Source organism: Paenibacillus sp. WC2504, assembly GCF_052682475.1.
Window position 1 is genome coordinate 7,346,625 of the sequence record NZ_JBQZFH010000001.1, and the last position, 23,351, is coordinate 7,369,975.

The 23,351-nt window shown below is 44.6% G+C and carries 26 protein-coding genes; 9 read left to right on the top strand and 17 right to left on the bottom strand.

Annotation, left to right across the window (positions count from 1 at the left end; translation table 11 throughout):
- Positions 1-59: 59 nt before the first annotated feature.
- Positions 60-830 (bottom strand): creatininase family protein, encoded by a 771-nt coding sequence (locus tag ACUN27_RS33450; protein ID WP_445560337.1) that lies wholly within the window; start codon positions 828-830, stop codon positions 60-62.
- 304 nt (positions 831-1,134) lie between these two features.
- Here ACUN27_RS33450 and ACUN27_RS33455 point away from each other — a divergent pair, with 304 nt between their 5' ends.
- Genes ACUN27_RS33455 through clpP form a run of 3 tightly spaced genes read left to right on the top strand, consistent with a single transcriptional unit; the run spans position 1,135 to position 2,658 of the window.
- Positions 1,135-1,719: an ArsR/SmtB family transcription factor gene (locus tag ACUN27_RS33455; protein WP_445560338.1), complete on the top strand. Its 585-nt coding sequence runs from the start codon at positions 1,135-1,137 to the stop codon at positions 1,717-1,719.
- Between the two features lie 14 nt (positions 1,720-1,733).
- On the top strand, positions 1,734-2,039 hold the full coding sequence (locus ACUN27_RS33460; protein ID WP_445560339.1) for a hypothetical protein: 306 nt from the start codon (positions 1,734-1,736) through the stop codon (positions 2,037-2,039).
- Positions 2,040-2,076: 37 nt separating this feature from the next.
- Entirely contained in the window at positions 2,077-2,658 is a 582-nt protein-coding gene (clpP, locus tag ACUN27_RS33465; protein ID WP_315955840.1) for an ATP-dependent Clp endopeptidase proteolytic subunit ClpP, read from the top strand.
- Between the two features lie 218 nt (positions 2,659-2,876).
- Here the strand turns inward: clpP and ACUN27_RS33470 are convergent, their stop codons facing one another.
- The 14 genes from ACUN27_RS33470 to ACUN27_RS33535 form a co-directional block, all read right to left on the bottom strand.
- Positions 2,877-4,055, bottom strand: a complete 1,179-nt coding sequence (locus ACUN27_RS33470; protein WP_445560340.1) for a M24 family metallopeptidase — start codon at positions 4,053-4,055, stop codon at positions 2,877-2,879.
- Positions 4,056-4,108: 53 nt separating this feature from the next.
- Entirely contained in the window at positions 4,109-4,591 is a 483-nt protein-coding gene (locus ACUN27_RS33475; protein ID WP_315955838.1) for a hypothetical protein, read from the bottom strand.
- Positions 4,592-4,607: 16 nt separating this feature from the next.
- Positions 4,608-5,033, bottom strand: coding sequence for a hypothetical protein (locus ACUN27_RS33480; protein WP_315955837.1), 426 nt, complete (start codon positions 5,031-5,033; stop codon positions 4,608-4,610).
- Positions 5,030-5,161, bottom strand: a complete 132-nt coding sequence (locus tag ACUN27_RS33485) for a hypothetical protein (RefSeq protein WP_258567494.1) — start codon at positions 5,159-5,161, stop codon at positions 5,030-5,032. The genes ACUN27_RS33480 and ACUN27_RS33485 overlap by 4 nt, the downstream gene beginning before the upstream one ends.
- A gap of 30 nt (positions 5,162-5,191) precedes the next feature.
- Complete coding sequence (locus ACUN27_RS33490) at positions 5,192-5,341, bottom strand: hypothetical protein (RefSeq protein WP_315955836.1); 150 nt, start codon at positions 5,339-5,341, stop codon at positions 5,192-5,194.
- Positions 5,342-5,355: 14 nt separating this feature from the next.
- Positions 5,356-6,228: a hypothetical protein gene (locus tag ACUN27_RS33495; RefSeq protein WP_315955835.1), complete on the bottom strand. Its 873-nt coding sequence runs from the start codon at positions 6,226-6,228 to the stop codon at positions 5,356-5,358.
- Positions 6,229-6,239: 11 nt separating this feature from the next.
- Complete coding sequence (locus ACUN27_RS33500; RefSeq protein WP_315955834.1) at positions 6,240-7,172, bottom strand: hypothetical protein; 933 nt, start codon at positions 7,170-7,172, stop codon at positions 6,240-6,242.
- A gap of 3 nt (positions 7,173-7,175) precedes the next feature.
- Positions 7,176-8,654 carry an ATPase, T2SS/T4P/T4SS family gene (locus ACUN27_RS33505; protein ID WP_445560341.1) on the bottom strand — a complete coding sequence of 493 codons (1,479 nt, stop codon included), beginning with the start codon at positions 8,652-8,654 and terminating at the stop codon, positions 7,176-7,178.
- Positions 8,655-8,711: 57 nt separating this feature from the next.
- Positions 8,712-9,947 carry an AAA family ATPase gene (locus ACUN27_RS33510; RefSeq protein ID WP_315955832.1) on the bottom strand — a complete coding sequence of 412 codons (1,236 nt, stop codon included), beginning with the start codon at positions 9,945-9,947 and terminating at the stop codon, positions 8,712-8,714.
- 20 nt (positions 9,948-9,967) lie between these two features.
- Entirely contained in the window at positions 9,968-10,678 is a 711-nt protein-coding gene (locus tag ACUN27_RS33515; RefSeq protein ID WP_315955831.1) for an SAF domain-containing protein, read from the bottom strand.
- A 144-nt stretch (positions 10,679-10,822) separates the two neighbouring features.
- The gene (locus tag ACUN27_RS33520) at positions 10,823-11,782 is read right to left on the bottom strand and encodes a PfkB family carbohydrate kinase (RefSeq protein WP_315955830.1); all 960 of its coding nucleotides are present in this window, start codon (positions 11,780-11,782) and stop codon (positions 10,823-10,825) included.
- 6 nt (positions 11,783-11,788) lie between these two features.
- Complete coding sequence (locus ACUN27_RS33525) at positions 11,789-12,385, bottom strand: TetR family transcriptional regulator (protein WP_315955829.1); 597 nt, start codon at positions 12,383-12,385, stop codon at positions 11,789-11,791.
- Positions 12,386-12,411: 26 nt separating this feature from the next.
- Complete coding sequence (locus ACUN27_RS33530) at positions 12,412-13,575, bottom strand: YhgE/Pip domain-containing protein (protein ID WP_315955828.1); 1,164 nt, start codon at positions 13,573-13,575, stop codon at positions 12,412-12,414.
- Positions 13,576-13,752: 177 nt separating this feature from the next.
- A complete protein-coding gene (locus ACUN27_RS33535) occupies positions 13,753-14,127 on the bottom strand; it encodes an ArsR/SmtB family transcription factor (RefSeq protein WP_326062634.1) in 375 nt (124 codons plus the stop codon).
- Between the two features lie 219 nt (positions 14,128-14,346).
- Between ACUN27_RS33535 and ACUN27_RS33540 the strand changes: the two genes are divergently transcribed.
- The 4 genes from ACUN27_RS33540 to cydS all read left to right on the top strand — a co-directional run bounded on the left by ACUN27_RS33540 (position 14,347) and on the right by cydS (position 18,143).
- On the top strand, positions 14,347-15,321 hold the full coding sequence (locus ACUN27_RS33540) for a cation diffusion facilitator family transporter (protein WP_315955827.1): 975 nt from the start codon (positions 14,347-14,349) through the stop codon (positions 15,319-15,321).
- Between the two features lie 341 nt (positions 15,322-15,662).
- Positions 15,663-17,012, top strand: coding sequence for a cytochrome ubiquinol oxidase subunit I (locus ACUN27_RS33545; RefSeq protein ID WP_315955826.1), 1,350 nt, complete (start codon positions 15,663-15,665; stop codon positions 17,010-17,012).
- Entirely contained in the window at positions 17,009-18,037 is a 1,029-nt protein-coding gene (locus ACUN27_RS33550; RefSeq protein WP_315955825.1) for a cytochrome d ubiquinol oxidase subunit II, read from the top strand. The genes ACUN27_RS33545 and ACUN27_RS33550 overlap by 4 nt, the downstream gene beginning before the upstream one ends.
- A gap of 4 nt (positions 18,038-18,041) precedes the next feature.
- On the top strand, positions 18,042-18,143 hold the full coding sequence (gene cydS, locus ACUN27_RS33555) for a cytochrome bd oxidase small subunit CydS (RefSeq protein WP_379173050.1): 102 nt from the start codon (positions 18,042-18,044) through the stop codon (positions 18,141-18,143).
- Between the two features lie 270 nt (positions 18,144-18,413).
- Here cydS and ACUN27_RS33560 read toward each other — a convergent pair whose 3' ends face one another.
- Positions 18,414-18,995: a TetR/AcrR family transcriptional regulator gene (locus ACUN27_RS33560; RefSeq protein WP_445560342.1), complete on the bottom strand. Its 582-nt coding sequence runs from the start codon at positions 18,993-18,995 to the stop codon at positions 18,414-18,416.
- A 296-nt stretch (positions 18,996-19,291) separates the two neighbouring features.
- Here ACUN27_RS33560 and ACUN27_RS33565 point away from each other — a divergent pair, with 296 nt between their 5' ends.
- Both ACUN27_RS33565 and ACUN27_RS33570 read left to right on the top strand, forming a co-directional pair.
- Positions 19,292-20,167: an NmrA family NAD(P)-binding protein gene (locus tag ACUN27_RS33565; RefSeq protein ID WP_445560343.1), complete on the top strand. Its 876-nt coding sequence runs from the start codon at positions 19,292-19,294 to the stop codon at positions 20,165-20,167.
- A gap of 259 nt (positions 20,168-20,426) precedes the next feature.
- The gene (locus ACUN27_RS33570) at positions 20,427-20,585 is read left to right on the top strand and encodes a YjzC family protein (RefSeq protein WP_127457982.1); all 159 of its coding nucleotides are present in this window, start codon (positions 20,427-20,429) and stop codon (positions 20,583-20,585) included.
- 128 nt (positions 20,586-20,713) lie between these two features.
- Here the strand turns inward: ACUN27_RS33570 and ACUN27_RS33575 are convergent, their stop codons facing one another.
- Entirely contained in the window at positions 20,714-23,281 is a 2,568-nt protein-coding gene (locus ACUN27_RS33575) for a heavy metal translocating P-type ATPase (protein ID WP_445560344.1), read from the bottom strand.
- Positions 23,282-23,351: the final 70 nt, after the last annotated feature.

Sequence of the window (23,351 nt, forward strand, 5' to 3'; positions counted from 1 at the left end):
GAAAAGGCAACCAATCCCCTGGGCTGGCTGCCTTTTCATAATCATTTTTGAACTTTAGTTCACCGATAGTTTAATTTCCCTTGAGTTTTTCGACGGTACCCTTCTTCAAGGATTCGTTTAAGACCTTCAGTTCTTTTTTGAATAAAGGTGCTCCAAAATATCTTGCCCTTATCCGCTAATTCTTCTTGTGAATAGATCCCTTCATCATACTTTCCCCAACAACCATCCTCGGTTAGCTTATCCCATCCTAGATAATCAGCATAAAGACGGTTCTCTGAAGGTATGTCTGAACCCATAGAGTTAGATTTAACTAGTTCAGGACATAGCCACATAGCAGTACAAACGGATAATAGACCACCATGCATTTCATTTAAGCCTTTCAAACCTGCTGCTTCAACTGCTTCATTCCATGCAAGATGATTATTGTGATTTGCGGAAATCACAATAATTTCCGGGTATTTGTAATTGATATGCTTAACAAATGCACCCTCCCAGTAAGAACCACCATGTCCGGTGCAGACCAAGAACTTTCTAAATCCTTGTCTTATCAGGTTGCAAACAATATCCTCTAGCATAGCTGTTAAAATGTTGGGACTTACAGTAACTGTTCCCTTGAAATTGGCATGTTCTTCGGAGGTATTAAAAGGGATTGTAGGCAAAACGTAAGCATTCAATTCATTTCCATATGCAGTCGCATATAACTCAGCAATAAGCGTATCTAAATGCATGGGTAAGTATGGTCCAAACTGTTCTGTAGCCCCAACCGATAGGACAGCTGTATCAATACCACTATTTGAAATTTCCAATGTCGTGTTCTTAAAATTTAGCATTATAGCACTCCTTAAGAAGTTAATTTCTTAGACCACGCTAAATTGTACCATTTATTGAGTGCTAGAGAACGCTTATAAAAAACTTACCTACGACTTACTGGTATTAAACTCATCTGCCCTATAGCTTAATTACCTCTACTGTTAATCGTAGAAAAACCTTTATTGAAAATTTCAAAACCAATTTGTTATCCACCAACACCAACAGTTAGTTGGTAGAGATTTCTAACCGCCCATTGACTTTCCATCTTCCACGTAATAAAATATTTTTACGTAACATATTCATTGTACTGGAGGCATCCTCTCCATGCTAAACGATATTCAGGAAAGGTATTACATCGAGTCACCCGAGCAAGCTACAGTACTGCTTAACCCCATCCGCGGGGAGATTATTGCACAGCTCCTCGAACCTGGCTCTGCAGCTGAAGTAGCTCGAACTCTTGGTGAGACTGCACAGCGGATCAACTATCACTTGAAAGCTTTGGAAAAAGCGGGTCTAGTGCAGCGAATCGGTACACGGCAAGTGCGCAATCTGGTCGAAGTTCTGTACAGATCCATTGCCAAAACTTTCGTGCTCGCTGACAGTTTGAGCATGAAGCCCGAGACCGTGCAGAAGCTGAAGGACCAAAGCTCGCTCGCACATCTTGTCACAACGTCAGAGCGAATAAGGCGTGATGTCATGCTGCTCATGGAGCAATCTGACGTTGGAGAAGAAATTCCGAGTGCTACGCTGCAGCTCCAAGTTCATTTGTCTGATGAGCATCAGCGACAGGCGTTCATTGAGGAGTATGCTGCCATGGTACAGCAGTTAGTGGAACGTTACGCTGCCGGCAAAGACGAGAATGAAGCCTATCAAGTATTATTAGCCGTGTATCCGAAACCGAAAGAATGAGGAGGACGCCTACGATGAGTCAAGAACATGAGCAAGAGAAAGAATCAAAAAGAGAACAAAAGGACACAGTGCCAAGTGCAGCTATTATCACATGGGAGCGCCCTAAAGAGCGTGTAGCTCCAATCAAATCAGACGGCCAAGTGATCTCCATTGACAATTATCGTCGCCAAGGTTCATCTGAGTCAGAAGCTACCTTTAACGTTCGTGAATTCCCTTCTTCTCAGGGTGAGGAACCCGTCCGACTTGTCATCATTTCGTCTGGTTTTGGTCAGAAACAGCCTGCTTACCGTCATACGTTACAAAGCAGAGCCGCGTCCTAAAAAGAAGGTACTCCTCAAAATAGAAAGGATGAATTCTATGAGCTTCATACCTATGGTTGTTGAACAATCCGCGCGCGGAGAGCGCTCTTACGATATTTATTCCCGTTTGCTTAAAGACAGAATTGTCTTCTTAGGAACAGAAGTGAACGATCAAGTAGCCAATGCAATTATTGCCCAACTCTTGTTTCTTTCCGCTGAAGATCCTGAGAAAGACATTTCTCTCTACATCAACTCCCCTGGCGGTTCAACATCAGCCGGATTGGCTATCTATGATACGATGAATTTCATCAAACCTGACGTTTCTACAATTTGCGTGGGGATGGCGGCTTCCATGGGCGCAGTTCTTCTGACAGCCGGTGCACCAGGCAAGCGTTTTGCTCTTCCAAACGCAGAAGTTATGATTCATCAACCTTGGGGCGGCGCTCAAGGGCAAGCAAGCGATATTCACATTCGCGCTCAGCATATTCTCAAAACACGCCACACACTTAACCGTATTCTCGCAGATACAACGAAACAGCCCATTGAGAAAATCGAGCTGGATACGGACCGCGATTACTACTTGGAGGCCGCGGATGCGAAAACGTATGGTCTGATTGATAAAGTGATTGAAAGGATTTAAGGTCAAGATCAAGAAGCTTAGATTAAAACGGAACTGTGATCCGCTATTTCCGTTGCAAACGGCCTTTCGGCTAGGCAAAGTGAACTGTGGGCCGCTATTTTCGTGATTTTAAGCGAATTGGGCTAAACAGTGATAGATCCTCAAAAAAAGAAGCTGTCTCAAAAGTAGCAAACTCTACTTTCAAGACAGCTTCTTTATGCGATATGGCTACTATAAAACTAAACTCGGATAAGACCTTCCCTCGAAATCGTCAGCTTCTCCCAGCCGCTGTCCGTAATCAGATACGTATCCTCAACGCCAACTACTCCGCGCCCGGGAAACGTAAACTTCGGCTCGATGGCGATGACCATGTCAGGAGCCAGCGGATATTTAAAACCTTTGGCGAGAACAGGCAATTCGTCGATCTCGAGCCCGATACCGTGACCAAGGAACTTCACTTGGTCGGCGCCGTACCCCATGAAGTGGGCGCTCAGCCCCGCTTCCTGCACTTGATCCAGCGCGAGCAGATACAGATGCTCGGCAATCATGCCCGGCTGCAGCTTAGCCTCCGTGGCACGGAGCACCTGCTCCGCCACGTCGTAGGCATGCTGCAGCTCAGGGTCCAAATCGCCGATCACGAGCGTGCGCGTCTGATCGATCAAATATCCGTCGACCATGCAGCCAATGTCGACGAGAATCGGTTCGCCGCGCACAAGCAGCGCGCGGCCAGAGCTTTGCGGGCTGGACGGGTGGAGCCCTGTACCCCCGGCCGGCCCGTCAAAATAGGTGGGCACCGCTGCCGCCGCGCCTGTCGCGACCATTCCGGTGATTAACTCGGAATTGTACGCGCGCATGCGCATCAGCCCTTGGTGCCCGCGCAGCCGGAGCTGATGCTCGATGAGCGCCATCAGCTCAAACTCCGCCATCCCCTCACGAATGTGGGGGATGACCGCTTCCAGCGCCGCGTCGACGACGCGCGCCGCCTCCCGAATCGCCGCGACTTCGTCCGGCGATTTGATCATTCGCTGCTCGCGCACGAGCAGCGAGCCATCCTCCCAGGCCGCGCCGGGCAGCGCCGCCTGGAGCTTTCCAAACAGCTGGACGGGTAACACGTCCAGCTCCGTCGCGATCCACAGCGGTGCATCCGCCGCCGCGGCGCAGCGCGCACGAAGACGCTCAGCCAGCGTCTTCCAGGATCCCAGCGCTTCCACGTCCGCTGACGCTTCCTCCTCCGCGCGGATCAAACTGCGGCGAACGAGATAAAGCGCCTCGCCCTCCGCTGGAATAAACAAATACCCCGTCTGCATCGAGCCGCAGTAATAATATATATCCACATGATGGGTGACCAGGAAGCCGGACCATCCCCGTTTGATCATCTCACCCTGAAGCCACTGCTGCCTTAGCTGGAAAATCGTCATTCGTACCTCTCCTCACAACTCCAAGAATGTACACCTCATCTGTTATTATACATTCAAAATACCATTTCTGCAGAACACTTAATCCTCCAAGTAATCGGCTGCAAAACGGTATACGTTCGCGGGAATTTCAAACGAATGAACATAATTACCCCTGGTCGGTTCAGCGTAACCGAGTAACCGTACGCGGAATTCGTATAGGTATAAGGAAATACCTCCCCTTCATTAACGATCTTAAATAACTCCACCACCACCTCATCCTGCAAAAAAGTGCCAGGCAGCGGAGTATTTGCCGTATCCAGTCTTAAGTTTGCCTGCAAATATTGTAAGGCCACAGATTTGGCTCTGCTCTCATCAATCGCATGAATGCCCTCAGCCAGCTTCACCTGATCATTTTGCTGAGCAGCCGCATGAACCGCACGGTTCAGCGCATGCTTCCCCTGAAAAAGCGTGTGCATGGCCAGCTCTTCATCCGTTTGCAGCGCATACATCGACATAAATACGACACTCATCAGCGCCATGAATAGCAGCTTATACACAACATCCCCTCAACCTTCAAGGCACATACTCACTCATCTTCATGCCGCTAGCCCCCATGCGATCTGTTTCGGCAGGGATCGTTATCCCCACTAATTGATCAATAACAAAAAGCCGATGATAGGGGTACGTCAGCTTCAAACCTAAGCCGGCTCCCCGCCAAACAGGTGATCTTACATCCGTCCCTCCCGTTCCCGTTGTGGTTTCAATCGTATACACGAGTTCTCCTGACGTGAAACCCCTGGCCTCCATACGATTCCTGGACTCTTGAATCATCGACTGATCGATGTACCCATGCCTGCCGTTAGCGCCAATCTCAAGTAAATAATCAACCTCTTTTTGCAAAACAGCCTGGCGAACGATAATGACATGCTTATACACAGGAGCGAACATGAACCAACAGAGCATAGTCACAAGTAAAACGAACACTAATAGCTGCTTCATGGATCAATCCGCTCTATGGTTCCATTAATTCTGGCACCTCCGTTGTTCACCTGCATCCGTGTTCCCGTATTTCCTCCAACCACATTGTTATAGATAACAATTACAACCATAATCAACATCACTGTCATCAAAATTGACCTCACAGCCTGCCCTCTGCATCAAGGCCGTAATGACGTAATATCCGAATTAGCCTGCGTGCCATGCGTCGAAATGTTCCGCCTTAATCCTGTCGAACCATCATTAACAATCGATGTAAAAAGGAAAGCAACTACAATCAACATCATAACGGTAACTAAAATATTTCTCATAACACGCCACTCCTTTAGTTAATTGCATGAAATAAACGCTGACCCTCAGCAACCCACGGGTACATAAATACCCGAAACGTATTCAAAATCGGCAGTCCGGCAAGCACAAACAACACGTAAGAGACTGCCTCTTTTTTACTTTCCCGCACTAACTCCATCTTCTCTTTATAGTCCTGAATCCTTTGCTTGAGCAGATCATAATAGCTCGCATGTTCATTCAATCTGAGCACATTCAATGTCTCCCCGAAGCTGTGTGCTTCGTCCGTTCCCAGCCTTATTTTGAACTGGGCAATTGCGGCTTCAGAACCTTGATACCACTCATTGAGCAGCAGCCCGAACTGCGTCCGAATTGAACGAGTTTGAGAAGCACATAAAGATAACTTTGCATGTAAACTCATATGTGAATCATTGTAATAAAGCAGATGATGACTAATGACGTAAATTTCCCGGACAATGCGATGCGCCCTCTTTTCCTTCAACTGAGCCAGCACTTTTTTATCGAAAAACAAAAATAGCGACAGGCAGGCCGTCCCGGTTAATACATAGATAGGCTCAATAAACAAAGTCAGCAATGGATACTGTAAGCCGGCGTAACCTAAAACCCCAATTAGAAAGGCAGTCAGCAGCAGAATTCTCCTGCCTCCTTCGTAGAGTCCTGCATTCATCCGGATGCCACACCCTATAAGAAGCTGACGCTTCTCTTCTATAGTCTTTGCCTTAAGCCCTAAGCATTTGAACAACCAGTCAGGAAGTTTCTTCTCCCGAAGCACGCTCATAACCTGCGATGTCCTCCACCTATTTGCCCGGACAGGCACAAGCAGAATACCGTGATAAACAGCCGTCATGAAAAGCACGAAAAGAAGCAAATTGGATGCAATTTGAATCATTCATTAGACCCTCACATTCTTCGCATTGAAAGATAAATCCCCATGATAAAAGAAACGAATATCAGCAAAAGCGCATCCAAAATCATATTTCGTCCGCCAGGGTCCAAAACATAGTATAAATAGGCATTGTCAGCGTTTACTTTGAAATTAATGAACAAAAATAAGGCTAGAAATAAAATCGGCGTAAAATTGGCAATCCGAATCTCCAAAAGACGATTTCGTTCCATTTGATCGAATCGCTGCGCTTTTCGCATGTCGATAATTAGCTCTTTGAAACTATCGCCAACAAAACTTCCTTCCGTCAAAGCGACACGCAGAATCCCAACGAAATACTCAGCCCATGCATGGCCCAAAGTAAGCGAAAAAATGCGCAGGCTCTCCTCCTTATCTCTTTGAGTCATTAGATTCCTATAAAGCTGCTCGAACACAGGCTTAATCGGATACAAAATACGGTTTTCCTCTAAACAATATTTCAGTGCCATTTTCATATTCTTATGAGGATCTACCATGTAATACTGGTAAAATACTTCTACAGCCGGGAGAAACTCCAGTCGGGTTTGCAGCCTCACACTAACCAATTTAAGTCGAAGCAGCACATAGGGCAGTGACACGCAGATGCAAGTTAAAATCAGAACACCTTTTACCGACTGAAAATACAAGATTCCCGCTATCACGCCGACTAAAAATAAGACAAAAGTTACCACCAACACCGTTTGCAGACTCATGCCTAATTCGACGGATTCCATCATCTCCTTTACATGCTTAATCAATCGACTTCTATTGCCCAAATATTCACTGAAACGATTGCCGAACGAAGACGTTTTGACATAATGCAGCCTAAATCTGGCTTTGCGCTGTCGGATTAATACGTGTAAACCGGATCGCACAGCCAGATATACGACGATAAACAGCAATGTCAGAAAGGCATATGTAGCGAAAATCATGCATCACTCGCCTTCTTTCTCAATAAAACCGAGCTTCATCAACAAAGCATAGCCCTCGTGGTCAACCTTACTGATTTTCCGCGATGCAGGTTGCGACAATTTCCCGGGAAATTTCCAATCCTCTGTCGACTTGTCATAAACTGCGAGTTCCGTCACGCAAACCTCCTCATTTTCGTACCGATATTCGACGATCCGCACAATCTTCCTTTTCCCGTGGACAACGGCCATCTCCATCCCGATTTGTGTCACAAACGCTGTAATCCGTTTCGTCAAACGCAGAGGATCCATTCCCCTGCCATCCAACATGCACATGTCCGTAATCGCATCAGGAACATCCTCAAGTTCACCTACGTGAACGGAAGTGATGCTGCCTTCGTGGCCTCGCGTACAAGCTCTGACGTAAAGGTTCGCATCCTCGTCTCGAATTTCAGCATGACAAATCCGCTTCGGCGATTGACGCAATGCCAGCTTAAAAGCCTGCAAGCCGGAATGTCTCGGGTCTTCTTCGTCAATTTCGTATTCGACGATATTTTTGTACGGAAAATCACGCTTCAAATTTAGTTCAAACCGTGATTCGATCGTAATAATCCTTTCGTTATGATCCATTTCAGCAATGATTGCTTTAATAAGATTGGTTTTACCGGAATTCGTGGGGCCAATAACGATCAGGTTAAAATAAGAACGGATCAAACACCGAATTAACTGCTCCATTCGATGATTCATTGTGGCAAGCTCCGCAGAAGCCAAAGTCGCCAAGTCAAACCTCTTTACCGTATAAAAACGGATCGTCAAAGTGGGCTCCGCCGTAAAACCGAAGCCGGTCATCGTCACTCGCGATCCATCCCGCAGCACGACCTCGGCCCAGCGCTTTCTAGGATTCAGCGTATCATTGTTAAACAGCACTAAATTTTGTTGAATTCTTGCTAATTCACGTACAGAAGGCAGCGCATAAGCGGATGGAATTGCATTCCCGCCACGCACCTCAAAAATCTGCCTTCCCACAACTTGGATCTCCTCAAGTCCCTCCTTATGTTTCAACACCAATTCCAGTACATTCATGCCAATAATTTCTGCAAAAATCGCCTCCGGCAAAGTCGTGTATCCGCTCGTTCGGGGTGGCCTACCGGTAAGCCTTCTTTTTGAAACGAGATCATGAATAACGGCAAGCAGTTTTCCTCGATCCTCCTCATAACCAAGAATGGCGCGATTCAGCGTCTCATTGTAGAGCTGTTTCTCGGCCTCCGTTCTGCCTTTCATCGTTACAAGCTCACTGCGTATATCCTGTACCCACTGATCAAAAATGACATCCTCCTGTGAGGACTGTCCACCCATTCCACCCGTTCCCTCTCCTAAATCGTTGCAGCTATCTCTATGTTCTGATTCTAATCCAACCATTTTCTCTGTGCTTCCGTTGCCTGCCTGATAGGTTCCCGGCTCAAAACCTGCTCCTACGACCTTTTCCTTCAATTTTCGTTCGTGCATATAAGTAATAATCGAAAATCTTTCCTCGTTCACTCCTTTCACCTCGCTTCCATGTCATTAACTTGCTGTTTTTCTCCCCGTCATCAGCTTCTGCAGCCATGTAATTTGCCGTACATTCTCTTTCCTCGGCAGCTTATAAAAGTCGGCCAATTTGGACGCAACAGCTTTAACCTCCTCATACATCGAATGACTTGGGGTCAGCATGTCGAACAGTTTACCTTGATTACAGCGAGAAAGTGCATCGCCATGCTTAGCAATCTGTCCAATCAAATGTAGCTGCGTTTCCTTGCGAATATCTTTAATCGTAAACTCACTATGCTTCGAATGACGTTCTGTCTGAACGGCCATTAACTCAAAACCATCTGGCTGCAAACCAAAAACCGAGCCAACCTGCCTAATCCACCGTGAAAAATCTTCTTGAAAATGAGCAATGTCCGCTGTCGTAACGACTACTTTGCTGTCAGCTTCCAATAACCCACAAACAGTTGCCGCATTGTCCCAATAAGCATTGACTTCTATGACGCAAATATCAAAAGCCCTCCGGGCTACACGCAGCAAATGTACGATTTCCGATGGCGAAAAGAACTCTGCTTGCTCGCGCAGCATATTACCGTAGAGGATATGCAGCCCGTGGGCTTCCTTCGGTTTATCGCAAACGAGCAGCAGCCTATCCGGTGTCAAACTTTGAGCTTTTAGCTCCGCACGCAAGCCATCCAGCGTAAAGCCGTTTTCGTCTCTCCCTAAATAGCGGTGGAGTTTAGAGCTTTTTAGATTTAAGCATACATATCCCACTTTCTGCGAAGTCTCCGCCGCCAGCGAATAAGCCACACCAAAAGAAGCCAGGGTCGTCCCGATATTTGGCGTGGATCCGATAAATGTAACTAACTTACCTACTGGCTGTTGGTATCTTAAATCTCCCCCGAACCCGTCGACCCAAGCCCGAATGTCATCCGCAATAACTGCGGTACTGCGTCCCGGCTGAATGTAGTCCAACCTCATGAGTTTGCACATTTTCACATACTTCTCATTGATCGTTACATCATGATAGTTGGAAAGCAAAACAATGATTTTCAGTTCAGGTTTTGCTAGCTGCAGCCCTTCAAGGAACTCCTCCAAGCCGCCGAAATCCAGTTCTCGATCGGAAATAATCACATGTGAAAATGTTAACTGCGCTAAATGGCTGATCAAATCCGCAGCTGTTGATGAAATGATCCAGTTCAATGGTTTTCTATAAACGACATGAATAATTTCGTCTATTAATCTTTGATCTGTTGAAAGTAAACCGATATTCATACCTCATCCCTCCTTCTCTCTCATTCTCCGGTCAAAATCGAAGAGGAACTGAAAGCAATAACCAATTTTGCTTTCTTCGAGCTGCATAAACGATCAATCTCCAGCCATTCATTTTCGGTTAAATTCAAGTTGATTTGGTCAATAGCCCCGTTAGCTTCCAAGCGGGAAGCATACATTTTCTCCTTATCACCTTCCACCTTGGATAACAAATTTGGATTTTTGGGATTGTCCACTTCCACATTCGCCGAGGATTTTACAGAAGCAACCGTAATTTCTTTCTCATCAAAAAGCCTTCGCGAGCTGCCGTCCTCCGTTCCTGAGACATACACACGAACACGATCTCCCGCACGAATACCGTTAGACACCGACAATAAATATTCTTTAGGCATTTGGAACGTTGCCTGCCTCTCATTCGGAAGCATATGATAGCGGTTCACCTTCCATTTCAAAATAGGTTCCTTCGTGCCTAGCGGTATCAATGTTTCCTGCCCAATGATCTCGTCCAAACTAGTCAGCATACCTGATGTATAACTTCCCTTTTGAACAGGTCGGAGCTCCACCATGTCCTCACGGATCAAGACTCCTGCACGAATAAAATCTTTTGGCACAACGACCGGTACCGTCTGCTGCATCTCCACCTGATTAACTTGCAGCACGTATAGCCCATACACGAGCATAGCCGCCGTAACAGCAGCCACCACAGCAATAAGCAGGCTTCTCCTGCGATTCAAATTCTCACCTCCATTGATATAAAAAAACAAAAAAACGCAGCTCTCGGACATTCATCCGAAATCTGCGTTCTTCGCACATTAAAAATAGCATAGAATCTTCCATATTTCAACATAAAAATGAAATCTATCTTACAAGAATGAAATTTATTCCACTTCCGCTAGCGTTGGAAGCGCAGGAATCGCACCGCGACGCGTAGTCGTGATAGCGCCCACGCGGTTGGCAAAGCCAAAAACGCGCTCGGCGACGCCGGCTTCAGCGAGCGCGTCAACGATGTTCGCAGGCGTCACGCCCAGCGACGCCAGCTGAAAGAGCATGCCGCCGACGAAGCTGTCGCCGGCGCCAGTTGTATCCACGGCTGCCACCCGGGTGCCGGGGATGACAACATCCTGCCGCGCGCTCACGACGCGGCAGCCCTCAGGGCCTAAAGTGATGATAATCACTTTAGGCCCGCGCTGCAGCAGCTGCTGCGCCCCAGTGGTCGCGTCCACGCCGAGGAGGAATTCGATCTCCTCCTCGCTGACTTTGACCACATCCGCAAGCGGAAGCTGCGCAAGGATCTCGGCCCGAGCCGCGTCCGCGCTCGGCCACAACGCTAGGCGCACATTGGGGTCGTACGACACCAGTGCGCCAAGATCTTTCGCACGGCGCGCTGCGTCCAGCGTCGCGGTGCGGCAAGGCTCGGCAATCAAGGATACCGAGCCGAAATGATAGACCGCTGCGTCTTCCAGCCACTGCGACTGGACTTCGTCTGCGCGCAGGAGCATGTCCGCCGCCGGGTCGCGGAAAAACAAGAAATCGCGCTCACCGTCCGCGCGCAGCGAAACAAAAGCCAGACCGGTCTTCGCCTCATCGGTCTGGACAACGGCCGTCTGCACGCCGACTTCGTCAAGCGTGCGCACGAGGAAATCGCCGAAGGGGTCCCGGCCGATTTTGCCGATAAACCTTGCGTCGCCGCCGAGTTTGGCGACCGCCGCCGCCACATTGGCGGGTGCTCCGCCCGCCGCCCGCTGGAAGCTTGTGACGTCCGCCAAAGCTTGTCCATTTACTTCAGGGACGAAGTCAATTAAAAGCTCACCCAAACACACAATATACCTTTTACCCATAAGTCCTTACTCCCCTTTACTTTGATAGCCTAATGCGTTCATCACATAAGTGGTTGTTTGCTGAATAATCGTTCCCGTCTCGGGTCGCGGCTCCGAAAAAAGCGGCTCAAAGAAGTCTCGTTGCTTATAGAAAAAGATCGAACCTAATACAAACATTAGCGTACTGTCCAAGGAATCGAAGCGATAACAGCCTTCGCGCCTCCCCTTTTCCAACAAGTATCTAACCCTTTCCCATGCTGGAAAAACGAGAGATCGTATCTTCTCAATACGCGGGGATGCCATTATAATTTCCATTTGAATCAGACTAATCATTTGAGGGTCTTTACTCCGGATCAAAATAATTTCTTTGATAATCGCTTTAATTCCTTCTACAGGATCTTCAATGTCAAACAGGCCGGAAAGTTTATGTGAGGGAAAAAACTGATGGAAAATTTCATGGAAAACGCTCTCTTTTCCACCAAAATAATAGGAAACCAGAGCCACATTGGCCCCGGCTTCCTCACAAATTTGTCGAACGCTTGTAGCATCATAACCATGCTCGGCGAATAATTTTTTTGCTGCGAGTACAATTTTTATCTTCATGTCTGAATCTTGGTGTGCCATTCTTTAGCGCCCTCCTTATATAGAAGTTAAGCGATTTGTGAAAGCTGTCTCGCAGCAGGTGCTGCTTTTACTTTTTTCATAAATACAACAACACAATCAATAGCTAATGCGATAACGGCAATCAGGAGCAAAGAACTTACTTCTTTTGTTACACCAGGACCGCCGAACAAAATATTCATCAGACCGTTAACCGCATACGTGGCCGGGAAAAAATTGCTCAAAGAATGATAAAAGTTCGACAAAAGCTCCCTTGGCACGATGGCCCCGGAAGACACCAATTGCAAGGATAACATCGCGATGTTAAATAGCATACCTGCGTTCCCAAACAATGTCAAAAACATTTGTGCAACACACGCAAACGTAAGCAAGAATAAGGATTCAAACAGCCATAATGCCATAAATCCTTTCTCTACATGTCCTCCCAAAGCAACAACCATCGTCGCGCTGATAAGCCCAACAACTACTGCAGCAATGACGGTCAGCGTGAAACGTGCGGCTAATTTGCCCTTTTTACTTACCGATGCACCGAGAATCTTCGTGGAAACGCTGAAGTTCATCCCCATAATCATTGTTCCTACAATAGAAGCAAGCACAAGCATCATAGGCAGCATTTGATTCGGCATGTCTTTAACTTTATTTGTACTCTGAATATCCGAGGTTACCTTATTCGCCAACCCTTGTGCAATTTGCCCCGCCTGCTCAGCCGGTAGTTTCGGAGCCATTTGAGTAAGCACGGCAGATGCTCCTGCAGCTACTGCTTCCCCGTTCACAGTTGCCGTTACATTGCCTGCTACCGCCTGCATCACGGGTTTCATCATAGAGGGATTGGACTCATTGATTGTATACGAAATCGGAGCCGTTTGCCCCGGCGTTTGCAGCTTTTTTGTAAAATCGGATGAGATGTGTATAACCATTTGCACTTGACGGTTATTAAGCATTTCTTGCGCTTTGTCATTTGAGTCTATTTGCTCAGTTTGAAAAGGCAGATTCGCCTTCAAATTGCTTGCCACTGTGCTTCCCATGCCCTGATCTTCATTGACGATGGCGATCTTCAAATTTTTCGTATTATCAGATACGCCCGCATAACCCGTCATCCAGATCAAGCTGAATAACAGTTGAAACATAATGGCTGTTATGATTCCTACTTTCGTCGTACCTTGCTTAAAAAATGCGCCTAATGCTTGTTTCAAAATTACCACTCCTATTTAAATTTAAACGATCATTTTAATTAAACGTTTGTTTAAATTATAGGGAGGAGTGCTTTGTCTGTCAATGAGGTTCTTTTTTATATTTATTATCTTCCTCGAATCCCACATTAACTCCATAATCAAAGTCTCCAGTGATCCCAGAAAACGACTAACTCCCCTTTAGTTGTGTTTCACGTGCTGAAGCATCTGCACAAAAATTTGCTCAATATGTTCATCATCCAAGGAGTAATATACGGTCTTTCCAACTTTACGGCGTTTAACAATTCTAAGATTTCGTAGATATCTTAGCTGATGTGATACCGCGGACTGGCCCATTCCTAAAATTTGTACAATATCCTGAACACATAACTCTTTATTCAATAAGGTATGAATGATTTTCAATCTGGTGGGATCCCCGAGTGCCTTGAATACTTCAGCTAACCCATTAACAGTGTGATCGTTTATTAATTGATCTTTTAAGACATCAATATTTGAAGTTCCGTTACAAGTGTCATCACATTGATCTTGTACGGTTTTAGGCAATATATCTTCCATAAACATTCTCACTTTCTGATGATAAAACTTACGATTTACACTCATTATAACAGAAATCTCTGCTTATTACCGCTGTATAGCCGTGAAACATGCAGTCTTATGTATATTGAGAAATTGGAAATACTATTGACCATTATCTCTTCATATTATTGCCATTTAAAACTTTTTCAAATATAATATCGCATGAATAATTGATCATGTGTTGTAGGAGGGGTTTAGATGTATAATCACAGTCACTCACATGATGAACAGGGACATAACCATCCTGATCATGAACACAGCCATCATGACCACAATCATGGGCATGGATTTGGGCATAGTCATGCACCAAATAACAAAAAGGGATTAGCTATTGCCCTCATTCTTACAAGTGGTATCATGTTCGTGGAGTTTTTCGGAGGGCTACTTACCAATAGTTTGGCTCTTCTTTCTGATTCAGGACATATGTTAAGTGATGCCGTGTCCTTGGCATTAAGCTTAGTTGCTATGTGGTTCGCAAACCGACCAGCTTCTCCGCGAAAATCGTTCGGTTATTACAGGTTTGAAATTTTGGCCGCGCTGTTCAATGGATTGGCCTTATTCATCATAGCTGTTTTTATTATTAAGGAAGCCATAGCACGGTTCTTTGATCCACCTACCGTTTCCAGTGGGTCTATGATATTAATTGCCTTAGTTGGACTCTTAGCGAATTTGTTGAGCGTTTGGGCTTTGATGAGACAAAGTGATGTGAAGGACAACATCAATGTTCGAAGTGCTTATTTACATGTAATTGGAGATGCTTTAGGATCAGTTGGCGCTATTCTTGCAGGATTACTAATGCTTTTCTTCGATTGGTACATCGCCGATCCTTTTATCAGTGTAATCGTCTCTATACTTATCCTTAAAAGCGCATGGGGGGTTATTCGCACTGCCATACACATACTAATGGAGGGTACACCTGTAACCATTGATACCGATCTAGTTAAAAAGACTCTAGAAAGCATTGACGGAGTTATTAACGTTCACGATATGCATGTATGGACAATTACTTCAGGTCTTGACTCTCTGAGTTGTCATATTTTAATTGTTGATTCAAAAGACAGTCAGATTATTTTACAGTCAGCCATTCATGAAATAGAAAAGAAATTTAAAATACAGCATACAACTTTTCAAATTGAAACTGCAAATATCCAACATGCTGAATGCAAAATATAAAATTATAGAAAATGAGTCGTTGTTTATTTATAAACAGCGACTCTTTTTCTTACGTATATTCTCAGGACTGTTTTGTTCTTATAAAGTTCATTTTCTCGTTATTAAAGTTGTAAAACTTTGTTCAAATCGTATTCACACATTATGTGAAAATAATCACATACTATAGAGTACACTAAGTCCATAACGAAATAAAATTTACCAGAGGGTGATACAACTTGGGCCAATTTCGAAAACATGAAAAGCAATTAATGTACCTCATGTTCAGTGTTGCTATTGTCATGTTGGTTTCATTTATTCGCAAGCTTTTTTAACCTTGATAAACGAAAAGGAGATGATTTTACATGCCTACCTACGATTCCGTGTTTTATAGCCGCTTACTAACAGAGACCACATTGGCGTTTCACATCATTTTCGCTACAATTGGCGTTGGTGTTCCAGTCATGATCATGTTGGCTGAGCTCGCTGGCATTAAACGCAAAGACCCCTACTACACATTATTAGCACGAAGATGGGCCAGGGGTTTCGTTATCACCGTTGCTATTGGCGTGGTTACCGGTACAGCAATCGGTCTTCAACTCAGTTTATTGTGGCCTACATTTATGCAAATTGCCGGACAGGCCATTGCGCTTCCACTATTCCTAGAAACCTTTGCTTTTTTCATTGAAGCTATATTCCTAGGTATTTACTTATATACATGGGAACGATTAAAACCCATGCATCATCTCCTTCTACTCGTGCCTGTTGTCATTGGCTCCTCCGCTTCAGCTTTTTTTATAACTACTGTAAATGCATTTATGAATACGCCTCAAGGATTCTCACTGAAAGACGGCTTAATTACTAATGTACAACCGATATTAGCTATGTTTAACCCTTCTATGCCAACCAAAGTAGCGCATGTGCTCTCCTCTGCTTACATGACAAGCGCATTTATCTTGGCAGCTATTGCAGCATACTCTCTTCTTAAGAAAAAAGGAGACATCTTATATGCTAAAAAGGCATTAAAATTGACTGTCACTGCCGGCCTTGTATTTGCTGTTTCTACAGCACTTATTGGTGATTTATCCGCGAAATTCCTAGCTCAAAATCAGCCTGAAAAACTTGCTGCAGCAGAGTGGCATTTCGAAACCACTGCCAATGCGCCGCTCATACTGGGTGGTATTTTAACTGATGGTAATGAAATTAAATATGCTTTAAAAATTCCATACGCACTTAGCATTTTAGCAGGAGGTACTCCAAAATCTGAAGTAAAAGGGCTTAATGAGATTCCCCCTGATCTTCGTCCTCCTCTATATGTTCATTACTTTTTCGATGCTATGGTTGGTATAGGTATGCTCGTGATTGTTGTTGCTATTGTTCATTTGTGGTACTCAAGAAAAAGATCCGTTAAACCTTATCCTAAATGGCTATTAGCGATTATAGTTGTTTGCGGGCCCCTTTCCATGCTTGGTATTCAATGTGGATGGTTTTACGCTGAAGTTGGTCGTCAACCATGGATTTTACGTGGGTATTTAAAGGTTGCAGATGCTGCAACTACATCTCAAGACGTGGATATGATGCTAGTACTTTTTTGTTTACTTTATATCGTACTAGCACTAACCGCTGTCAAAGTGTTATCCAAACTCTTTGGAAAAAGTGATGTCTCAGACGAATTAATGGCTCTTGGCATTTTCGGGGGGAGGACAAAGAAATGAGTCTTGAAGTTATAGGAATAACGGTTTTATGGATTTTTTTATACGGATATTTAATCGTGGCATCCATTGACTTCGGTGCAGGTTTCTTCAGTTACTATTCTGTAATTACAATGAAACAGCATATCATTCATAAAATTATTGAGCGCTATCTTTCTCCTGTTTGGGAAGTAACGAATGTGTTTTTGGTTTTTTTCTACATCGGAATGGTTGGATTCTTCCCGGAAACAGCACGTTATTATGGTACCGCGCTTCTCGTTCCAGGCAGTATAGCAATCATATTACTTGCTATTCGAGGAGCATACTATGCCTTTAGCAATTACGGTTCGAAGGATAACAAATGGTATATGCTCATCTATGGAGCAACTGGCTTGCTCATTCCTGCAACTCTCTCTACGGTACTTACCATTTCAGAAGGTGGAATCATTATTGAGCAAAATGGGTTGATTCTGCTTAACTGGCAAAGCCTGCTTGGCAGCCCCTATACTTGGTCAGTCATTTTACTGTCGTTGGTCAGTGTGCTTTACATTTCTTCCATGTTTCTTTCGTATTATGCATACAGAGCAGAAGACAAGCCCGCATTTAAAATCTTACGTGGGTACGCCCTTTTTTGGAGTGGGCCAACGATCCTTGCAAGTTTTCTTGTTTTTTTCACGATCAATCAACAAAACCCGGAACATTTTAGCAACATGCTTTCCCATGGCTGGATGTTTGGAACATCATTCCTATGCTTCTTGATTGCAGTCTTTCTCCTTTGGAGCCAAAGGAATTTGGGTACATCATTCGTGTTTGTGTTACTTCAATTTGCTTTTGCCTTTTTTGGTTATGGCAAAGCCCATTTACCGTATATTTTATTTCCCTACATCTCCATCCATGAAAACTTCACAAATCAAACGATGGGGACTGCACTGGTTATCGCCTTTATCGCAGGAATCGTAATTCTAGTCCCATCACTCTTTTTACTAATGCGTTTATTCCTATTCGATGCTGATTATGTACAGGGCAAATTAATAAAGAAAGGAAGTTAAACTCATGGAAAACTTTCTAATTCAATACGCTGCGCCGGTTATTGTGCTGTTTTCGCTCGTATTTTTGCTTTTTTGGGTTACGAGAAGTAGTGATGTAATCGAATGAAATTGTCATTAAAAACTGTAGGTTAACTATAAAAATGGAACAGCGGTGGACCAAAACTGAAAAATAAAGTTCTAGACCACCGCTGTTTTTATTGAACTAACGTTCTAATGTTAGCTTAATTCAGCATTTGATGTTTCTGGCAAACTCTCCATCGTTATCTTGAACGCAGTGCTCCTAAAATAATGTGTTTATGTTGGTCAAAATTTGCTAGCTGAAAATCACCGAAATTATGTATCTAACGCTCATATGAACTAACATCCATCAGATGGTTTATGTCATTACGGGTGCCAGCCCCGCCGCCACAACTACCAATACGTCTTGAACCATCGCTTCCGCTGTGCGATTCTGGGGATCTCGACTCCACTGAACGGCAGACCCAAATATGCCCCAACTAGTGACGAGGGATGTTGCTTGTACAATCTCTAGCGAGACCTTGGATTCTGCCTCTTCACTCAACCATTCGAATAGGAGTTGATAAAGTTCTTTTTGCATCGCGATTTCAAACAGCGGTTCAAATTGACGGTCCTCTGAAGCCATGTACTGCCGAGTACGGGCAAGAAAATCAAAAACGGCTAGAAGGAGGGTTCGCAAACTACTCATATTCGATATTGAAGAATCCGGCAAAGCTTCTTTCAATTTCTTCTGAAATTTTTCCCTCATCCAACACTCAAGAAACGCAAATTTATCTTCGAAGTGCGCATAAAATGTGGCTCGATTCACAGTCGCCCGACCAGCAATGTCTTGAACTGAGATGGAGTAGATATTCTTCTTTTCTATTAGCAGTTCCATAAAGGACTGCATCAATAACTGACGCGTGCGCTTCACGCGAGGATCGTTTGCGTTTATCGGCATGTTTCCCTTCACTCCTCAATTTACTAAGACAACAAAAACGCGCAGCTGTTGTTTATACCACGGTAACTACCATTTGCTGATTGTACAGATCGCTCAAACCGTTTATCATTCATTTCACAGTGTAATATACACGAAATTGATGTGTAAACAACAGTGTTGCATTTCAATGTTGGCCACTCAGATCAACCATGTTAGGTGGGCAAAACGCGAGAAAGGATGATTTCTATGATAGCAATAGTAATAAAAAGATTTGGAGAACCCAATGTCAATGGCTCTCTCTCTTGGGGGTGGATTTCATGATCGTCGTTACCACTCCCACAGGCCAGATCGGCCAACTTATCCTCGACAACATCTTTGACAGTTCAGAAGCAATCCGTGTGATCGTCCGCGATCCATCCCGTCTGTCCCCGCGTGTGCGTGAACGCGTCGAGGTCGTGCAGGGGTCGCATGACGATATCGCTGTCGTCACCAAGGCGTTCGAAGGCGCTGACTGCGTGCTATGGTTGGTTCCCCCTAACTCACGTGCCGAGAACCCCATGAGTTACTACCTGAATTTCACACGGCCGGCGTGCGAGGCGATCAAGAGCCAAGGCGTTAAGCGCATGATTGGCATCTCGAGCCTGGGGCACGATTTCGGCATCCCTGCCGGACTGCTGTCTCCTGCGTTCGCTATGGACGATCTTATCGAAACCACGAGAGTAAACTACCGAGCACTTCGCATGCCGTTCTTCATGGAGAACTTGCTCCACCAGGTCAATGCGATTAAGAATCAGGGCATGTTCTTTATGGCTAACTCCGGAGATCACAAGCTCGCAACCTGTGCCACCCGCGATATCGCCGATGTAGCTGCCAAATTGCTGCTAGATACCTCCTGGACCGGTCAGGATAGCGTCTCGGTAGTCGGTCCCGATGATCTTTCCCCCAACGACATGGCGAGGATCATTTCACAGGTGTTAGAGCTGCCGGTCCGTTATCAGCAAATCCCTAGCGCGGATTATAAGGCGACAATGATGCAGTACGGGATGACTGAGGCATGGGCGCAGGGCCTGATCGACATGGCCGCAGCCCAGGATCAGGGCATTTACAATAAAGAGTCGCGTGCTGCGCAGCGCACTCCCACCAGCTTTATCAAATGGTGCGAGGAAGTGTTAAAGCCAGCCTTTCTAGCCTGAGTCCTCCTCATTATTATGACACAATCCTCCGATAGTTTAATTCCCAGTCAGTCTACAACTTTATTTTCACCGAACTGTTGAGACGGCAAAACATTGCTTGCCCCATTACTTCTATTAAACTTATTCATGGACTTATTAGTACTTCTTGGATATGGCCAAAATTGGAAGGCTCATCTTATTAATGATATGGGAATATTACTTTTTGTGAATACATGTTCTTTATTTATGTGTCACAATAAACTAAGGAGTGTGATGCCGCATGGCAAACCCAAATCATCGCCACAAGACGGGTGAAAAGGTAACTGAAGCTGGGCATTATATTGATGGTGATGGGGGACACGTTGTTCTCCAAGCAGGTGATACTTTCCCTAATTGTCCTAAGACAGGAAAAGCAACTACCTGGAAGCATGAAGCATAAATAGCTAAACTTTATGTGGAAACGCTGGCTTACGAGCTAGGCGTTTCTTTTTCTAAATAAAAAATTGTTCAAAGCAATGAACTGCCTCGAACAATTTTCTTATTGGTATGCTTTTCAGTACTTCAAGGTTAATCAGATTTTTTTCGAAGTAGTCTCATTCCATTAGCGATTACAATGAGTGAGCTCCCCGTATCCGCTAATACAGCCATCCAAAGAGTTGAAGTTCCCATAAAGATCATGACAAGAAAAACAACTTTTACTAACAAGGAGAAAACGATGTTCTGCTTTATAATTTTCAATGCTCTCCGACTTAAACTTATTGCATAAGGTAGCTTGGATAGATCATCTGCCATTAGAGCTACGTCTGCCGTTTCTAAGGCCGTATCTGTACCTGCTGCCCCCATTGCGATACCGACAGTAGCTGTAGCTAAGGCAGGAGCGTCGTTCACTCCGTCACCAATCATAGCAACATGACCATAGTCCGCCATTAACTTTTTCATAGAAGAAACCTTATCTTGTGGAAGCAGCTCAGCATAATACTCGATTTCCCCAAGCTTAGTGGCTACAGCTTGAGCTGTTCCTCGATTGTCTCCAGTCAACATGATTGTCTTCTTAATCCCAATACTTTTCAACTGTTCGAGTGTAGACTTACTATTTGGCCGAACTTCATCCGCTACAGCAAAAATTGCAATTGCTTGCTCACTTGTACCCATGACCATAACTGTTTGCCCTTGTTGCTCTAAGTGTTGAACTCTTGCCTTGATCTCTTCAAGTGACACATTCAAATCGTGAACAAACCATTTTGGACTGCCGATAAAATATTCCTCGCCTAGAATTGTAGCCTTGACACCTTGACCAGTAACAGAACTAAACGATGAAGTTTCCTTCATCCGAATACCCTTTTGTTCTGCGAGCCGAACAATTGCCTCTGCAACAGGGTGCTCCGATGAAGACTCAATTCCTGCTGCAATGGATAAAACCTCTTCCTCTTTTCGTCCATTCAAAGGGATTACTACAGTTACTTGCGGCATCCCTGCGGTTAATGTCCCTGTTTTATCAAAGGCAACAACCGAAACTGCCCCTAATCTTTCTAGATGTGCCCCACCCTTAATAAGAATGCCATTTCTTGCCGCGTTTCCTATTGCAGACACTATTGAAACCGGCGTTGAAATCACCAATGCACACGGGCAAGATACAACCAACATCATGAGTGAGCGATAAATCCACGTTTGAAAGGGCTGACCAAAGAATACAGGAGGAATAATGGCTATCCCCACAGCAATAATTAACACGGCAGGCGTATAATATTTAGAAAAAACATCAACAAAACGTTGAGAAGGAGCTTTTTGAGCTTGGGCATCTTCAACCATACTAATAATACGAGATAAGGTATTATCTTTAGACAGTTTCGTTACCTCAACTTCTAGTGAACCCTGTTGGTTAATTGTCCCTGCAAATACTTCATCGCCTCTTGCTTTCTCCACAGGAATTGATTCCCCAGTGATTGGGGCTTGGTTTATCGTTGAATTACCTTTGATAATGACGCCGTCCATCGCTATTTTCTCACCAGGTTTGATGATAACGGTATCACCAATTTGAATATCTTCAATGGCAATCATGGACTCGCGGCCATCTCTACGAACTAAGGCTTCTTTTGGAGAGAGATCCATCAGCCCACGGATTGATTTCCTAGTCCGATCCATTGTGTAAGCTTCTAATGTTTCACCCAATGAGAATAAAAATACAACCGCTGCACCCTCCTCCCATTGCCCGATAAGTGCAGCTCCAACAGCTGCGACAGTCATGAGTAGATCCATCCCAATTGTACGGGACTTCAAACCATAAAATCCTGTCCTGGCAATCCGAAATCCACCAACAACAATAGCCGCGGCATATAAGACCGTTGAGAAGACCTGATTCACGAGATCACCAAATGTTAGAACCCATGCTAATGCAAATAATAACCCAGATAAAAATGTAGGAAGAACTTTATTATTCCGCCTCCAGAAGCTTGCTTCGGCAGTTGTTCGAGTTATACTCCCCGTATCTATTGTGGCCGTATACCCAGCCTGCTTTACCGTTTGTAGTATGCTTTGATCGGCCGTTCCATTATGCTCAACAGTCATCTTAGCAGCCCCATAGTTAACTGTTACCTGATTCACAGCTGAAAGCGAGCCGACTCTCTTCTCAAGTTTTTGCGCGCAGTCTGCACAATCCATCCCATCTATTCGAAAGACGGAAACTTGATTCTCAGATGATTGTTGTTGAATACCATATCCTAAATTATTAATTTGTTTCTTAATAATCTCAAAATTAACCATTGGTTCTGTATAAGCAAGACTCATCTTAGCTATAGCAAAGTTAACAGAAACCTGATTTACTCCATCTAAGCGAGATACGGACTTCTCCAGCTTCACTGCACAATCCGCACAATGCATACCTTCAAGTGTAATTGTTCGATTCACCGTATCACCTAATGAGCTACCACAGCATGAATCACCATGGTGGTGATCGTGATCATGGTGATGCTCATGAGCGTGATCATGTGTATGATCATGTGTGTGGTCATGCGTGTGATCGTGTGTGTGGTCATGAACATGCTTTTTATCCTGATTTTGCGTACCTTCGCATCCCTGACTATGATGTAAGTCCTTTTTATTACCTCCGTTGTTGCAACAAGATGAATTAGAAGACATTAGAGATCATACTCCTTAATACCTGTTAATATATGATTATATGTTCATGTATTAATTTCATCATATGTCG

What these genes read in the sequence shown, in the direction of transcription:
- ACUN27_RS33560 (WP_445560342.1), bottom strand. Translation starts at nt 18,995, where the DNA reads ATGCCGATAAACGCAAACGATCCTCGCGTGAAGCGCACGCGTCAGTTA.
- ACUN27_RS33460 (WP_445560339.1), top strand. Translation starts at nt 1,734, where the DNA reads ATGAGTCAAGAACATGAGCAAGAGAAAGAATCAAAAAGAGAACAAAAG.
- ACUN27_RS33520 (WP_315955830.1), bottom strand. Translation starts at nt 11,782, where the DNA reads ATGGGTAAAAGGTATATTGTGTGTTTGGGTGAGCTTTTAATTGACTTC.
- ACUN27_RS33455 (WP_445560338.1), top strand. Translation starts at nt 1,135, where the DNA reads ATGCTAAACGATATTCAGGAAAGGTATTACATCGAGTCACCCGAGCAA.
- ACUN27_RS33535 (WP_326062634.1), bottom strand. Translation starts at nt 14,127, where the DNA reads ATGGAAGATATATTGCCTAAAACCGTACAAGATCAATGTGATGACACT.
- ACUN27_RS33480 (WP_315955837.1), bottom strand. Translation starts at nt 5,033, where the DNA reads ATGAAGCAGCTATTAGTGTTCGTTTTACTTGTGACTATGCTCTGTTGG.
- ACUN27_RS33450 (WP_445560337.1), bottom strand. Translation starts at nt 830, where the DNA reads ATGCTAAATTTTAAGAACACGACATTGGAAATTTCAAATAGTGGTATT.
- ACUN27_RS33470 (WP_445560340.1), bottom strand. Translation starts at nt 4,055, where the DNA reads ATGACGATTTTCCAGCTAAGGCAGCAGTGGCTTCAGGGTGAGATGATC.
- ACUN27_RS33545 (WP_315955826.1), top strand. Translation starts at nt 15,663, where the DNA reads ATGCCTACCTACGATTCCGTGTTTTATAGCCGCTTACTAACAGAGACC.
- ACUN27_RS33505 (WP_445560341.1), bottom strand. Translation starts at nt 8,654, where the DNA reads ATGCACGAACGAAAATTGAAGGAAAAGGTCGTAGGAGCAGGTTTTGAG.
- clpP (WP_315955840.1), top strand. Translation starts at nt 2,077, where the DNA reads ATGAGCTTCATACCTATGGTTGTTGAACAATCCGCGCGCGGAGAGCGC.
- cydS (WP_379173050.1), top strand. Translation starts at nt 18,042, where the DNA reads ATGGAAAACTTTCTAATTCAATACGCTGCGCCGGTTATTGTGCTGTTT.
- ACUN27_RS33570 (WP_127457982.1), top strand. Translation starts at nt 20,427, where the DNA reads ATGGCAAACCCAAATCATCGCCACAAGACGGGTGAAAAGGTAACTGAA.
- ACUN27_RS33510 (WP_315955832.1), bottom strand. Translation starts at nt 9,947, where the DNA reads ATGAATATCGGTTTACTTTCAACAGATCAAAGATTAATAGACGAAATT.
- ACUN27_RS33495 (WP_315955835.1), bottom strand. Translation starts at nt 6,228, where the DNA reads ATGATTCAAATTGCATCCAATTTGCTTCTTTTCGTGCTTTTCATGACG.
- ACUN27_RS33500 (WP_315955834.1), bottom strand. Translation starts at nt 7,172, where the DNA reads ATGATTTTCGCTACATATGCCTTTCTGACATTGCTGTTTATCGTCGTA.
- ACUN27_RS33540 (WP_315955827.1), top strand. Translation starts at nt 14,347, where the DNA reads ATGTATAATCACAGTCACTCACATGATGAACAGGGACATAACCATCCT.
- ACUN27_RS33550 (WP_315955825.1), top strand. Translation starts at nt 17,009, where the DNA reads ATGAGTCTTGAAGTTATAGGAATAACGGTTTTATGGATTTTTTTATAC.
- ACUN27_RS33575 (WP_445560344.1), bottom strand. Translation starts at nt 23,281, where the DNA reads ATGTCTTCTAATTCATCTTGTTGCAACAACGGAGGTAATAAAAAGGAC.
- ACUN27_RS33490 (WP_315955836.1), bottom strand. Translation starts at nt 5,341, where the DNA reads ATGAGAAATATTTTAGTTACCGTTATGATGTTGATTGTAGTTGCTTTC.
- ACUN27_RS33525 (WP_315955829.1), bottom strand. Translation starts at nt 12,385, where the DNA reads ATGGCACACCAAGATTCAGACATGAAGATAAAAATTGTACTCGCAGCA.
- ACUN27_RS33485 (WP_258567494.1), bottom strand. Translation starts at nt 5,161, where the DNA reads ATGACAGTGATGTTGATTATGGTTGTAATTGTTATCTATAACAATGTG.
- ACUN27_RS33565 (WP_445560343.1), top strand. Translation starts at nt 19,292, where the DNA reads ATGATCGTCGTTACCACTCCCACAGGCCAGATCGGCCAACTTATCCTC.